The organism is Thiomonas sp. TH-17, assembly GCF_057473305.1.
Map to the genome: position 1 here is coordinate 1 of NZ_JBYCKI010000265.1, position 13050 is coordinate 13050.

Below are 13050 nucleotides of genomic sequence, written 5' to 3' on the forward strand. Positions count from 1 at the left end.
CGCCCGGCGCGTCGCTGCAGCTCTTCCTGGTTGCGCGCCAGCACCTTGACCACACCGCTGGCGACGGTGCCCGCGCCGAGAAGGGCAATCTGTAAAGGTTTCATAGAGGACGGGAGTGGAAGTCAGGCAGTCAGGCCGCCGCGCGGCTGCGCTTGCGGAGGGTTTCAAGAAAGCGCGCGATGCGGCCGATGGCTTCCGTCAGATCGTCGGCATTGGGCAGAAAAACGAGCCGGAAATGGTCGGGCTGCGGCCAGTTGAAGCCGGTGCCCTGCACGATCAGCACCCTTTCCTGCGCCAGCAGGTCATAGGCGAACTGTTGATCGTCGGCGATGGGGTAGATCTTGGGATCGAGCCGCGGGAACATATAAAGAGCCGCTTTCGGTTTCACCACGCTGACACCCGGAATCTGGGTGAGCAGTTCATAGGCCAGATCGCGCTGTTTGGTCAGACGCCCTTGCGGCGCGACCAGATCCTTGATGCTCTGATAGCCGCCCAGCGCGGTCTGAATGGCCAGCTGGCCCGGCGTATTGGCGCACAGGCGCATCGAGGCCAGCATGGTCAGCCCCTCGATGTAGTCGCGCGCATGACGTTTGTTGCCCGACACCACCATCCAGCCCGAGCGGTAGCCGCAGGAACGGTAGTTTTTCGACAGGCCGTTGAAGGTGATGAACAGCACATCGTCTGCCAGCGAGGCGATGCTGGTGTGCGTGTTGCCGTCGTAAAGCGTCTTGTCGTAGATCTCGTCGGCGAACACGATGAGTTCATGTTCACGCGCCACCTGCACGATCTCTTCGAGCAACTCGCGCGGGTACAGCGCCCCAGTCGGGTTGTTGGGGTTGATCACCACGATGGCCCGGGTGTTGGGCGTGATCTTGCTGCGGATATCGGCAATGTCCGGATACCAATCCGACTGTTCGTCGCAGATGTAGTGCACCGGCTTGCCACCCGACAGCGCCACCGACGCCGTGTAGAGCGGGTAGTCCGGCGCGGGAATCAGCACTTCGTCGCCATTGTTGAGCAGCGCGTTCATACTCATATTGATGAGTTCAGAGGCGCCATTGCCGATGAACACATCGTCGATGCCCACCCCGGCAATGCCCTTCTCCTGCGTGTAATGCACGATGGACTTGCGCGGGGCAAACAAGCCCTTGGAATCGGTATAGCCCGCCGCACTGGGCAGGTTGTGGATCATGTCCTGCACGATCTCGTCGGGCGGCTCGAAGCCGAACACGGCCAGATTGCCGATATTGAGCTTGATGATCCGCTGACCATCCTCTTCCATCTGCCGCGCCTTGTCGAGCACGGGACCACGGATGTCGTAACAGACATCGGCCAGCTTGTCGGACTTACGGAATTCGCGCACAACCACCTCACTCTCAGCCTACAAAAAGCGTCCGCACAAACACCGTGCGTGCTGCCACCCTGGCAACCGATCCTCATCCTGAGCACATCTCTTCAGGGTAGGGGATTCAGACCCGCGCCCACCCGCCATACGGAGGGCGAACCCTATAATTTACCTTGATCTGTGCCTTCAACCCCTGCATTTCCCTCGGTTTGCGCCGCCCGCTCCCCCACGCCCGCCCAGCGTGAGCCCGATGTAACGGCCCGCACCCCCGCAGTCATGAAACTCCAGCCCGACTTCTCCCCCGATACGCAGATGGTCTCCGCCTACGGGCCGGGCTACGTCGAAGTCAACGGCGTGCGCCACACCAGCGCCTGCGTGTTCGCCCCGCTGCAGTCGCCTAAGCCCTGGGGCGCCGAGCATGTCGGCGCGCTGTTGCCCCCGCACATCGACGCCCTGCTGCTCGATCCGCTGCCCGAGGTTGTGCTGATTGGCACGGGCCGAGAGCAGCACCTACTGCCCGCCGCCTTGATGCGCCAACTCATCTCGCGCCGCATTGGTTGGGAAGTCATGGACACCGCCGCCGCCTGTCGTACCTACAACATTCTGGCCGGCGAAGGTCGTCATGTGCTGGCCGCGCTGATGATCGAATGATCGGACCGGCGCGGAACGACACGAAATAGCGTGAATCGGCCCTGGTTCGCGCGGCAAGATAAAATGAGGCTTTTACGTCCTTCCGTTTCCCTCAGCAGTATTCATAACTGATCAGAACGAGGAGAAACGATGCAGCAGCCCAGCAGGAGACTTCATGGCTTTGGTCTTGAATAAAGTGGTTCCCGATTTCGAAGCCGCCGCCACCAGTGGCGTGCAATTCAGCCCGAAAAACTATCTGGGCAAAAAAATTGTTCTCTACTTCTACCCCAAGGACATGACACCCGGTTGCACCACCGAGTCCATGCACTTCCGCGACAACTTCGAAGCCTTTGAGCAGGCCAATGCCGTGATTTTCGGCATCTCGCGCGACAACCTGCTGTCGCACGAAAAGTTCAAGGAGCACCTCGAACTGCCGTTCGACCTGATCGCCGATACGGAAGAAAAGCTCTGCCACATGTTCGGCGTGGTGAAGAACAAGATCATGTATGGCAAGAAGGTCAAGGGCATCGAGCGCAGCACCTTCGTCATCGATGCTGATGGCATCCTGCGGCAGGAATGGCGCGGGATCAAAGTCGCTGGACACGTTGACGAAGTACTCGACGTCATCCAGAAACTCTGAACCCCAATCACCCCAACGCGGCGCTTTGTTTTGAACATCAGACTCCGCAGCACTCTGTGCCCTCAAGGCGGGTTGCGCATGCTCTGCATCGACAGCAGGCGCTCCTCTCATCCTGAGGTGGCCAACTATGTGAAAGCCGCTGTACCGTCTCACGATGGACAGCGGTTTTTTGTTGCGGTTCGGTTTTCTATCCACCCCTGAATCAGCATCCATCCCCTTCCCACGTCTGCAAGACTATCCATACGCCTCATGCCCCTGCCTCCCCCACCCAAGTCCATGGGCAGCCTGCTGACCCAAGCTGCTCCGTCGGCCACACAGACGCCCCCCTCTTCACGAAAGACCACGGCGCGCGACAAGACCCACCCAATGTCTCAAGAGACCGCGCCGACTGTCGCAGTTGTACCGGCGGCGGCGCAGCCCGTGGCATCCACGCGCCAAACACGCCAGCCGATACCGCGTGAGGCCGTCCCGGCTGCGGCGGATCGTCCCGCCCAGAAAGCGGTGCAGCCCAAGCGAGCGCCCCTTGCCCAGCAACCCGCCAAGCTCTTCGTCCTCGACACCAATGTGCTGCTGCACGACCCGATGTCGCTCTACCGCTTTGAAGAGCACGACATCTATCTGCCGATGGTCACGCTGGAAGAACTGGACGCGCACAAAAAGGGCCTCTCAGAAGTGGCGCGCAATGGCCGCCAGGTCAGCCGCGAGCTCGATGCCCTGGTGGCCGACACTGGCAGCGGCATCGACCAGGGTATCGCACTGAATCGCACCGGCCATGCGGAGGCCAAGGGACGCCTGTTCTTCCAGACCCGCGCGCACGATGTCGAGCTGCCCATCGCCTTGCCTCAGGGCAAGGCGGACAATCAGATCCTGGCGGTGCTGCAAGACCTCACGCACATCCATACTGAGCGGCCCGTGGTGCTGGTGTCCAAGGACATCAATATGCGCGTGAAAGCCCGCGCCCTGGGGTTGCATGCCGAGGATTACGCCAACGACAAGACGCTCGACGACGCCGATCTGCTCTACACCGGCATGATGGTGCTGCCGCCAGATTTTTGGGACCGGCAGGCCAAGTCAGTGGAAAGCTGGCAGCAGGGCGGCAACACCTTCTACCGGGTGCAGGGCAAGTTCGTCGCGCAGATGCTGGTCAATCAGGCGGTTTATTGGGAGAGCGGCAGCGCCCCGCCGCTTTACGCGCGGGTGAAGGAAATCCGCGCGAACACCGCCGTGCTGCAGGTCATGCGCGACCATACGCACCAGAAAAACGCCATCTGGGGCGTCACGGCGCGCAACCGCGAACAGAACTTCGCCCTCAACCTGCTGATGGACCCGGATGTGGATTTCGTCACCCTGGCGGGACAGGCCGGTACCGGCAAGACCCTGCTCGCGCTGGCCGCGGGCCTGTCTCAGGTGCTGGACGCCCGGCGGTATAACGAAATCATTGTGACCCGCGTGACCGTTCCCGTGGGCGAAGACATCGGCTACCTACCGGGCACCGAAGAAGAAAAAATGGGCCCCTGGATGGGCGCGCTCGACGACAACCTCGAAGTGCTCAATCAGAGCGAAGGGGGCAACTCCGGCGGCGAGTGGGGCCGGGCCGCCACGCAAGATCTCATCCGCTCCAAGATCAAGATCAAAAGCATGAACTTCATGCGGGGCCGCACGTTTCTCAACAAGTACGTCATCATCGACGAGGCCCAGAATCTCACGCCCAAGCAGATGAAAACCCTCATCACCCGCGCGGGCCCCGGCACCAAGCTGGTGTGCATGGGCAATATCGCGCAGATCGATACGCCCTACCTCACCGAAGGTAGCTCAGGCATGACTTTTGTGGTGGATCGTTTCAAGGGCTGGGGCCACAGTGGCCACGTCACTCTGGCCAGAGGCGAGCGCAGCCGTCTGGCCGACTATGCCAGCGAAGTGCTGTAAGCGCGGGAGAAGCTGGCGCGCGATCAGAATTCGCGCGTCAGGTTTTCAAACCGCGTCAGAGGTTTGAGGAAGGCGAGATGCACCACGCCGATCGGCCCGTTACGCTGTTTGCCGATGATGACTTCAGCCACCCCCGCGTCTTTCGAGTCTTTGTTGTAGACCTCGTCGCGGTAGATGAACAGGATCACGTCGGCATCCTGCTCGATGGCGCCCGATTCACGCAGATCGCTCATCACCGGTCGTTTGTCGGTGCGCTTTTCGAGGTCGCGATTGAGCTGGGACAGGGCAATCACCGGGCAATGCAGTTCCTTGGCCAGAGCCTTGAGCGAGCGTGAAATCTCGGAGATTTCAGTGGCGCGGTTCTCGCCGTCTCGCGACGACGACATGAGCTGCAGGTAATCGACCACGATCAAACCCAGCCGCCCGCCGAACTGACGGGCCAGACGCCGCGAACGCGCCCGCAGTTCCAGCGGATTGAGCGCCGGGGTTTCATCGATGTGCATGTGCACGTCTTGCAAGCGCTCGATGGTTTCGGGCAGCCGCGTCCACTCGTCCTCGGAGAGTTGGCCGGTACGCAGATGGCTCTGGTCGATCCGGCCCATCGAACCCACCACGCGCAACACCAACTGCGACGCGCCCATTTCCATACTGAACACCGCCACCGGCAGTTGTTCGTTGATGGCCACATGTTCGGCGATGTTCAGCGAGAACGCCGTCTTGCCCATCGAAGGACGACCGGCGACGATGACCAGATCGCCTGGCTGCAGACCCGCGGTCATCCGGTCCAGATCGGCAAAGCCCGTGGGCACGCCGGTGGTATCGGCACCGCCGCGTTCGGCCAGTTCGCTGACCCGCTTGAGCAGTTCGCCCAGCAGACCCTTCATCGACTGGAAGCCCGCGGCGGACTTGGCCCCCTCCTCCGAGATGGCGAAGATGCGCGACTCGGCCTCGTCGAGAATCTGCTGCACCCCCCGCCCTTGCGGGTTGAGCGCATTCTGCGCAATATCGTCGCTGATCGTCACCAGTTGGCGCAGCACCGCGCGCTCGCGCACGATCTCGGCATAACGGCGGATGTTCGCGGCGCTGGGCACGCACTGCGCCAACGAATTCAGATAGGGCAGCCCGCCGCATTCCTCGTGCTTGCCGATGGATTGCAACGCCTCCAGCACGGTGATCACGTCGGCCGGCTTGCTCAGATTGATCAGGTCGGCGATGGCCTGGAAAATCGCTCGGTGCTCGAACCGGTAAAACTGCGCAGCCACCAGCAAATCGGCCACTTTGTCGAAGGCCTGGTTGTCGAGCAGCAGCCCGCCCAGCACCGACTGCTCTGCCTCGATGGAGTGCGGCGGGGTGCGAATGGCGTCAAGGGCTTGGTCTTGCATGGCGGTCGGCGGCAAATGCCATCCAAAAATAAAAAGCGACTTGGCATTGTGCCGCACACGGCGGCACAAACCAGAAACGAAGCAGAGACAACAAGGGCCGCATTCGCGGCCCTTGTATCAAGCGCGATCAAGCGCAAAAAACCCCGCGATCACATCGCTTCGGCTTTGACCTGCAGGGTGATGTCGGAAACGACATCGGTATGCAGGGCGATCGAAACCGGATGCTCACCCGTGGTCTTGACGTGGCCCGCCGGGAAGCGAACCTGCGACTTGTTCACTTCGATGCCTTGCTTGGCCAGGGCATCCGCCACGTCGCCGTGGGTCACGGAGCCGAACAAGCGGCCATCCACGCCGGCTTTCTGCACCAGGGTGATAACCAGACCACCCAGCTTTTCGCCAGCGGCCTGCGCCTGAGCCAGCTTTTCAGCGGCGAGCTTTTCCATCTCGGCGCGGCGCGCCTCGAACTCCGCCAGGGCAGCAGCCGTGGCACGACGCGCCATTTTCTTGGGGATCAGGAAGTTGCGGGCGTAGCCGTCCTTGACCTTGACCACGTCACCCAGATTGCCGACGTTCAAAACTTTTTCAAGAAGAATGATTTGCATGATGTCGTCCCCGGATTAGCCCTTGTGCAGGTCGGTGTAGGGCAGCAACGCCAGAAAGCGCGCACGCTTGATGGCGGTGTTGAGCTGGCGCTGGTAGTGCGCGCTGGTGCCGGTCAGGCGGGCGGGAATGATGCGGGCGTTTTCCGCGATCAGATCCTTGAGCACGTCGACATCTTTGTAGTCGATTTGCTCAACCTTGGCGACGGTGAAGCGGCAGAAGCGCTTGCGCTTGAACAGCGACGATTGCTGGTTGCGACGGCGCTTCGGGTCGTTCTTTTTGTCGAATTTGCGTGGTGGTGCCATGATTCAAACCTCAATGTATTGTGTGACGTGCAACTTCATCTGGCGCGAGCCGCGACGCGATGCACGCAAAAAACCGGAAACTTGCAACAGAACTCCAGGGCTGAGGCGGTGCATTTCGTGAGCGATCTTTCCAAACCCGACGCAGCCGATCTGAAGCTGCACTTCGCAAGGCATGTCTGCCTCGGACTGGGTTGATTGATGCTGCAACACAAAATCCAGTGCTTCGATTCCGGCCGGCGTGTAGCGGAGTTCGCCCCGCTCGGCCAAAACGCCCTGAAGTTCGAGCCGATTGATCAGGCCGCTTTTCAGGCCGTTTGCTCCTGCTGTGCCTTGCGAGCCTCATCGCGCTCGACCTGCTTCATCATGACGGAAGGCGCGGTTTCGGCCTTGTCCGTCTTGATCACCAGGCTGCGCAGCACGGCATCGTTGAACTTGAAGCTGTGCTCGAGTTCGCGCAGGGTTTCCAGGTCGCACTCGATATTCATGCAGGCGTAATGCGCCTTGGCAAGCTTCTGAATGGGATAGGCCAGTTGGCGGCGGCCCCAGTCTTCAACCCGGTGGATCTGGCCCGCCTTGGCGGTCACGGCGCTCTTGTAGCGCTCGATCATCGCGGGCACTTGCTCGCTTTGATCCGGGTGGAAAATCAACACAATCTCATAGTGACGCATGCAGATTCCTTCAAATGCGGCAGGGCGCAGCCCCCCTTAGGGTGAGGCCTACGCGCTGTCCTTGTGGATAGAAGCCGCCCGGAGCGCAAAAAGCGTCAATTCAGGCACAACCGGTGCGGCAAGGAACCGAGCATTATAGACGAATCGTCTTTAGCGTCTCAATGTTTCGCCAAACGTTGCCAGGTTGCGATTACGGTGTCGGGATTGAGCGAGATCGACGAGATGCCCTGCTCCATCAGCCATTGCGCCAGATCGGGGTGATCGGACGGCCCCTGACCGCAGATGCCCACATACTTGCCCTCGGCGCGGCAGGCGGCAATGGCTTGCGCCAGCAGCACCTTCACCGCCGGATCGCGTTCATCGAAAGCCTGCGCCACCAGGCCGGAGTCGCGGTCCAGCCCCAGGGTGAGTTGGGTTAGATCGTTGGAGCCAATGGAGAAGCCATCGAAATACTGCAGGAAGTCCTTGGCCAGCACGGCGTTCGACGGCACTTCGCACATCATGATGACGCGCAGGTCGTTTTCGCCACGCTTGAGGCCGTGACGGCCCAGCAGATTGATGACGCCCTCAGCCTCACCAAGCGTGCGAACGAAGGGCACCATGATCTCGACGTTGTCCAGACCCATCTGTTCGCGCACGCGCTTGAGGGCGACGCACTCCATCTCGAAGCTCTGGGCAAAATCGGGCGAGACATAGCGCGACGCTCCGCGGAAACCCAGCATGGGGTTTTCTTCATCCGGCTCATAGCGCGAGCCGCCGATGAGCTTTTTGTACTCGTTGGACTTGAAGTCAGACAAGCGCACGATGACGGGCTTGGGATAGAACGCCGCGGCAATGGTGGCGATTCCTTCGGCCAGCTTGTCCACATAAAACGCGCGCGGGCTGACATGGCCGCGCGCCACGCTCTCCACCGCCTTCTTCAGATCGGAGTCGATATTCGGATATTCGAGCACCGCGCGGGGATGCACGCCGATATTGTTGTTGATGATGAACTCCAGCCGCGCCAGACCCACGCCCTGGTTGGGCACCTGCGAAAAATCGAAGGCCAGGGTCGGATTGCCCACGTTCATCATGATCTTCGTCGGCACCTCGGGCATGGCACCGCGGGCGACTTCGGTCACTTCGGTTTCGAGCAGGCCGTCGTAGATCTGGCCGGTATCGCCCTGCGCGCAGGACACCGTGACCAGCATGTCATCCTTGAGCACGTCGGTCGCATGCCCGCAGCCGACCACGGCGGGAATGCCGAGCTCACGGGCAATGATGGCGGCGTGGCAGGTGCGCCCCCCGCGGTTGGTGACGATGGCCGAAGCCTTTTTCATCACCGGCTCCCAGTTCGGGTCGGTCATGTCGGTAACCAGCACATCGCCCGCCTGAACGAGGTGCATATCGGTGATGGAATGCACCACCCGCACCGGCCCGGCGCCGATTTTCTGACCGATGGCGCGACCCGTGACCAGCACGGCGCCCTTGCCCTTGAGCGTGTAGCGCTGTTCGGTACGCGTGTGCCCATTGGATTTCACCGTCTCGGGGCGCGCCTGCAGGATGTACAGGTGACCGTCGATGCCGTCCTTGCCCCACTCGATATCCATGGGGCGCTGGTAATGCGCCTCGATGGTCATGGCAAAGCGCGCCAGCTCCTGCGCCTCGTCATCGGTCAGGCAGTAGCGGTTGCGCAGTTCGGAGGGAGTGTCGACCGTCTGCACCAGATGCGGCGAACCTGCCGGCGCAAACTCCATGCGGATCAGTTTGGAGCCGAGATTGCGGCGAATCACCGCCTCCTTGCCCGCCTTGAGCGTGGGCTTGAACACGTAAAACTCATCGGGATTCACCGCCCCCTGCACCACCGTTTCGCCCAAGCCGTAGGACGCGGTGATGAACACCACATCCGGAAAGCCCGACTCGGTGTCGAGCGTGAACATCACGCCGGACACTGCCTTGTCGCTGCGCACCATGCGCTGCACACCGGCCGATAGCGCCACATCGCTGTGCACAAAACCTTTGTGCACCCGATAGGAAATCGCCCGGTCGTTGTAGAGCGAGGCAAAGACGTGCTTGATTTTTTCGAGCACCGCGTCGATGCCGCTCACGTTCAGATAGCTTTCCTGCTGCCCGGCGAACGAAGCGTCGGGCAAATCTTCCGCCGTGGCTGAAGACCGCACAGCGAACGAAGCCTCTGGATTGCCCGCAGTGAGATCGGCATAGGCGCTGCGGATGGCCTGCTCCAGATCGGCCGGAAACGGCGTTTCGATCACCCACTGGCGGATTTGCGCGCCGCAGCGCTCCAGGGCCCGCACATCGTCGGCGTCCAGTTCTGCGAGCATCGCCTCGATGCGCCCCTCCAGCCCGCCGCTGCGCAGGAACTGCCGGAAGGCGTGCGCCGTGGTGGCGAACCCACCCGGAACCCGCACCCCGCTGCCGGAGAGCTGGCTGATCATTTCTCCAAGCGACGCGTTCTTGCCGCCAACTTGATCGATGTCGCTCATTCGCACATCATCGAGCTGCAAAATGAGCTCATTGCCGCTGTGGGCGGTGTTTTGCTGGGTCATGATGAAAGTCCTTCATAGAATGAAAAAACCGGGCTCGGCGTGATCTGTGGCGAAAATGACATGTCTTGTTCGAGTTGGTATCACCGTCTTCGCAAGTCACACTGACAATGCGGCTCATTCTAGGTTTTGAACGCTGACACATGCCTAACCGCTCGGTCTTTTTCGTCTCGGACGGCACCGGAATCGCTGCCGAGACCTTCGGCAACTCCATCCTGGCGCAATTCGACGTGCAGCCACACCGCATTCGTCTGCCGTTTGTCGATACGGTGGAGAAAGCGGTGCATGCGGTCGAGCGCATCAACGAGGTCGAACGCGTCGAGGGTAAGCCGCCGATCGTCTTCGTCACCCTGGTGCATCCGGATGTGCTCGACATCATTCAGGGCGCCCGCGCGCTGGTGCTCGATATGTTCAACAGCTTCGTGCAACCGCTCGAAGTGGCGTTCGGCGCCAAATCGAACCATCGCATCGGGCGATTTTCCGATGCGGCCTACAGCCCGCAGTATCACAACCGCATCGACGCGATCAATTTTTCGCTCATGCACGATGACGGCCAGTCCACCCGCAACCTGACCGAGGCCGAAGTCATTCTGGTGGGCGTGTCGCGTTGCGGCAAAACACCCACCTCGCTCTATCTCGCCATGCAGCATGGCGTGAGGGCGGCGAACTATCCGCTCATTCCCGACGATTTCGAACGCATGAGCCTGCCCGACGGGCTGAACGGTTTGCGGCACAAACTGTTCGGGCTGTCCATCACCCCCGAGCGGCTCAGCGAGATCCGCACCGAGCGGCGGCCCAACAGCCGTTACGCGGCGCTCGACAACTGCCGCTATGAAGTGAGTGAGGCGGAAAAACTCATGCGGCGCGAGGGCATCCGCTGGTTGTCGTCCACACACAAGTCCATCGAAGAGATCGCCACCACCATCCTGCAGCAGATCCGCCCGGATCGGCTGGAATATTGAGCGCTACCCGCCATGCACGACGACGATAAAAACGCCTACCTACTGGGGTTCGCCTCGACCCAGCAAAAAATTCCCGAACGCGAAGAAGCGCTGCCCATTGACCCCGACCGGGCGCAGATTCCACTCACCGGGCTGATGGTCGATGCCGGCACCGATCTGTCGGGCACGATGGCGGCGGACCGGCGGGTGCGCATTCTGCCGCTGACCATCCAGTGGCCGGGCCGAACGCTGCTGGACAAAGGGACGGCGGAAGTCCGCACCGTGTCGCGCCAGCTCAGCCACGAGCGCATCCGCAGCGCCGAGGTCAGCGCGCCCTCCGTCGAGGCGCTGAGCTACCGCATGCACCCGCATCTGGCGCTCAACTTCGACCGGCTGTTGCTGCTCGCCACCCACCCCGCTCTGGTGGAGGCCAGCCGCAGCGTGGAGCAGATGTTCAAAGACCATCAGGACGAAATCACCCACCTGCGCCGCGAACGCCACCTCCGGCCCGACTATGCCCTGGAGGTCATCAACACCCGTTCGCTGCTGAGCGGCCCGGCCCTGCAGGCGCGCCTGTTGCTGAACTCTCCCGAGATGCGCATGGGCGATATCCCGGGGCTTCGGCGACTGGCCCAAACGCTGGCCGACCAGACCGAGGTGTGGCTGGCGCCAGGTCATCCCGCCGATGTCGCCTTCACGCTGGGGCGGCTTGAGCATCCCGATCTGTCTCCCTGGGTGCAGGCCTGCAGCACGCGCCTGACGCAAATCATGCACCGCTATCCGGTGCTGAGTTGCAAGGCCGGGGAGTTCGGTCTGGAAGCGCGGACGAGCAAATGGAAGTCGGCTGCGTCGCGGGTGATCGACGCGGCGGCGCAAGCCATCTGGACAAACGCGCTTGCCGCCCCGGTGATTCAGCTCAGCTTCGATGGCAGCATTCGCGAGCTGCGCGACTGGCCCGAAATGCAGGCGCTGAAAAAAATGGCCGCCGAAAATGAAGTCAAGCTCCACGTCACCCACATGAGTCTGGGTGGCCGGGTCTGGGCCTCGGCCCAGTCGCTGTCGCTGGCGTTGCTGCGCAAGCCCGCAGCCTGAAACGAAACGAGCCTCAGCCCGGCGGCTTGCTGAACTGAGACTGCCGCACGCCCTCGTAGAGGCAGATCGCCGCCGACGCCGCGACGTTGAGCGACTCCACGCCATCGGCCTGGGGAATGCGCACCAGCGCGGAACACTTGGCGACCAGCGCATCTGAAATACCCTGCCCTTCGTTGCCGAAGATCCAGGTCACGGGCTCCTTCAAATCAAGTTCGTACAACACCGTGTCAGCCTGCATGTGCGTGGCATAGATCGGGCGCGGCACGATGTTGAGCACCTGCTCCCAGGGCGGATCTTCGAACACCGGAATGACGAAGTGCGCGCCCATGGCCGAGCGCAGTACTTTGGGCGACCACACGCCGGCGCAACCCCGCAGCAGATACACCGCGCCGCAGCCCGACGCCGCGGCGGTGCGCAACATGGTGCCCACATTGCCGGCGTCCTGCACCCGGTCGAGGATGAGCGCGCTGCCCGGACGGGGCTTGGACGACTTGGGACGGGCGATCAGCATACCCACCGGCGGGCCGTTCTCCACCGCGGTGATCCAGTTGAACAGGGCCTGATGCAAGACCACCGTCTGTGTGGTGCCGACGCGCTCGACCAACGCAGCGATTTCCGGGTCGAGCAAGCCTGTATCGGTGGTGATCAGCGGCTCGGCGGCATGGCCTGCGGCGAGCGCGGCTTCGATGAGGTGAATGCCTTCCAGCCAGACCTGGCCGAGCTTGCGCACCGCGCCCGGTTCGGTGGACAGGCTGCGCAGGGTTTTGATCAGCGGGTTTTCAGCCGAGGTAATGCGCTTCACGACACGACGTCCTTCAACGTGGGAGGGCGAATAGACTGAGCCAACAGGCGGCGGATAGGGGCAAAGCTGCGGCGATGTGCGGCGCAGGGCCCCAGTGTAAGCAATGCCGCGCGGTGCGCCGCCGTGCCGTAGCCGCTGTGGCGCTCGAAACCATAGCCCGGGTAGCGCTGCGCCAG

Annotated in this window: 13 protein-coding genes and 1 pseudogene; 5 read left to right on the forward strand and 9 right to left on the reverse strand. The window is 61.9% G+C overall.

Annotated features, from left to right (window positions below; all coding sequences use genetic code 11):
• Positions 1-130 precede the first annotated feature (130 nt).
• Positions 131-1363, reverse strand: a complete 1233-nt coding sequence (locus AC2VLV_RS15210; RefSeq protein ID WP_486990786.1) for a pyridoxal phosphate-dependent aminotransferase — start codon at positions 1361-1363, stop codon at positions 131-133.
• A gap of 258 nt (positions 1364-1621) precedes the next feature.
• On the opposite strand from AC2VLV_RS15210, the gene AC2VLV_RS15215 reads away from it, so the two are divergent.
• From AC2VLV_RS15215 to AC2VLV_RS15225, 3 genes are all read left to right on the forward strand, one after another.
• Positions 1622-1996, forward strand: coding sequence for an Mth938-like domain-containing protein (locus AC2VLV_RS15215; protein ID WP_486990787.1), 375 nt, complete (start codon positions 1622-1624; stop codon positions 1994-1996).
• A gap of 154 nt (positions 1997-2150) precedes the next feature.
• Positions 2151-2615, forward strand: a complete 465-nt coding sequence (locus AC2VLV_RS15220) for a peroxiredoxin (protein WP_486990788.1) — start codon at positions 2151-2153, stop codon at positions 2613-2615.
• A gap of 249 nt (positions 2616-2864) precedes the next feature.
• Positions 2865-4541: a PhoH family protein gene (locus AC2VLV_RS15225; protein WP_486990789.1), complete on the forward strand. Its 1677-nt coding sequence runs from the start codon at positions 2865-2867 to the stop codon at positions 4539-4541.
• A 23-nt stretch (positions 4542-4564) separates the two neighbouring features.
• Here AC2VLV_RS15225 and dnaB read toward each other — a convergent pair whose 3' ends face one another.
• The 6 genes from dnaB to ppsA all read right to left on the reverse strand — a co-directional run bounded on the left by dnaB (position 4565) and on the right by ppsA (position 10042).
• On the reverse strand, positions 4565-5923 hold the full coding sequence (gene dnaB, locus AC2VLV_RS15230; RefSeq protein WP_486990790.1) for a replicative DNA helicase: 1359 nt from the start codon (positions 5921-5923) through the stop codon (positions 4565-4567).
• A gap of 149 nt (positions 5924-6072) precedes the next feature.
• A complete protein-coding gene (gene rplI / locus AC2VLV_RS15235) occupies positions 6073-6525 on the reverse strand; it encodes a 50S ribosomal protein L9 (protein WP_486990791.1) in 453 nt (150 codons plus the stop codon).
• Between the two features lie 15 nt (positions 6526-6540).
• Entirely contained in the window at positions 6541-6828 is a 288-nt protein-coding gene (rpsR, locus tag AC2VLV_RS15240; protein WP_486990792.1) for a 30S ribosomal protein S18, read from the reverse strand.
• Positions 6829-6831: 3 nt separating this feature from the next.
• Positions 6832-7137, reverse strand: coding sequence for a primosomal replication protein N (priB, locus tag AC2VLV_RS15245; protein WP_486990798.1), 306 nt, complete (start codon positions 7135-7137; stop codon positions 6832-6834).
• Positions 7134-7496 (reverse strand): 30S ribosomal protein S6, encoded by a 363-nt coding sequence (gene rpsF / locus AC2VLV_RS15250; RefSeq protein WP_486990793.1) that lies wholly within the window; start codon positions 7494-7496, stop codon positions 7134-7136. Before rpsF ends, priB begins: the two co-directional genes overlap by 4 nt.
• 158 nt (positions 7497-7654) lie before the next feature.
• Entirely contained in the window at positions 7655-10042 is a 2388-nt protein-coding gene (gene ppsA, locus AC2VLV_RS15255; protein WP_486990794.1) for a phosphoenolpyruvate synthase, read from the reverse strand.
• Positions 10043-10182: 140 nt separating this feature from the next.
• Between ppsA and ppsR the strand changes: the two genes are divergently transcribed.
• Both ppsR and AC2VLV_RS15265 read left to right on the forward strand, forming a co-directional pair.
• Complete coding sequence (ppsR, locus tag AC2VLV_RS15260) at positions 10183-11001, forward strand: posphoenolpyruvate synthetase regulatory kinase/phosphorylase PpsR (protein WP_486990795.1); 819 nt, start codon at positions 10183-10185, stop codon at positions 10999-11001.
• Between the two features lie 12 nt (positions 11002-11013).
• Complete coding sequence (locus tag AC2VLV_RS15265; protein WP_486990796.1) at positions 11014-12072, forward strand: hypothetical protein; 1059 nt, start codon at positions 11014-11016, stop codon at positions 12070-12072.
• A 13-nt stretch (positions 12073-12085) separates the two neighbouring features.
• Here the strand turns inward: AC2VLV_RS15265 and AC2VLV_RS15270 are convergent, their stop codons facing one another.
• Positions 12086-12874 carry a TrmH family RNA methyltransferase gene (locus AC2VLV_RS15270; RefSeq protein ID WP_486990797.1) on the reverse strand — a complete coding sequence of 263 codons (789 nt, stop codon included), beginning with the start codon at positions 12872-12874 and terminating at the stop codon, positions 12086-12088.
• Positions 12871-13050: pseudogene (locus tag AC2VLV_RS15275) on the reverse strand (ribonuclease HII); the annotation flags it as partial. The pseudogene AC2VLV_RS15275 and the gene AC2VLV_RS15270, both read right to left, overlap by 4 nt.

Excerpts from the sequence above, each read along its gene's own strand:
- AC2VLV_RS15215 (WP_486990787.1), top strand. The coding sequence starts at position 1,622 with ATGAAACTCCAGCCCGACTTCTCCCCCGATACGCAGATGGTCTCCGCC.
- AC2VLV_RS15220 (WP_486990788.1), top strand. The coding sequence starts at position 2,151 with ATGGCTTTGGTCTTGAATAAAGTGGTTCCCGATTTCGAAGCCGCCGCC.
- AC2VLV_RS15225 (WP_486990789.1), top strand. The coding sequence starts at position 2,865 with ATGCCCCTGCCTCCCCCACCCAAGTCCATGGGCAGCCTGCTGACCCAA.
- dnaB (WP_486990790.1), bottom strand. The coding sequence starts at position 5,923 with ATGCAAGACCAAGCCCTTGACGCCATTCGCACCCCGCCGCACTCCATC.
- rplI (WP_486990791.1), bottom strand. The coding sequence starts at position 6,525 with ATGCAAATCATTCTTCTTGAAAAAGTTTTGAACGTCGGCAATCTGGGT.
- rpsR (WP_486990792.1), bottom strand. The coding sequence starts at position 6,828 with ATGGCACCACCACGCAAATTCGACAAAAAGAACGACCCGAAGCGCCGT.
- rpsF (WP_486990793.1), bottom strand. The coding sequence starts at position 7,496 with ATGCGTCACTATGAGATTGTGTTGATTTTCCACCCGGATCAAAGCGAG.
- ppsA (WP_486990794.1), bottom strand. The coding sequence starts at position 10,042 with ATGACCCAGCAAAACACCGCCCACAGCGGCAATGAGCTCATTTTGCAG.
- ppsR (WP_486990795.1), top strand. The coding sequence starts at position 10,183 with ATGCCTAACCGCTCGGTCTTTTTCGTCTCGGACGGCACCGGAATCGCT.
- AC2VLV_RS15265 (WP_486990796.1), top strand. The coding sequence starts at position 11,014 with ATGCACGACGACGATAAAAACGCCTACCTACTGGGGTTCGCCTCGACC.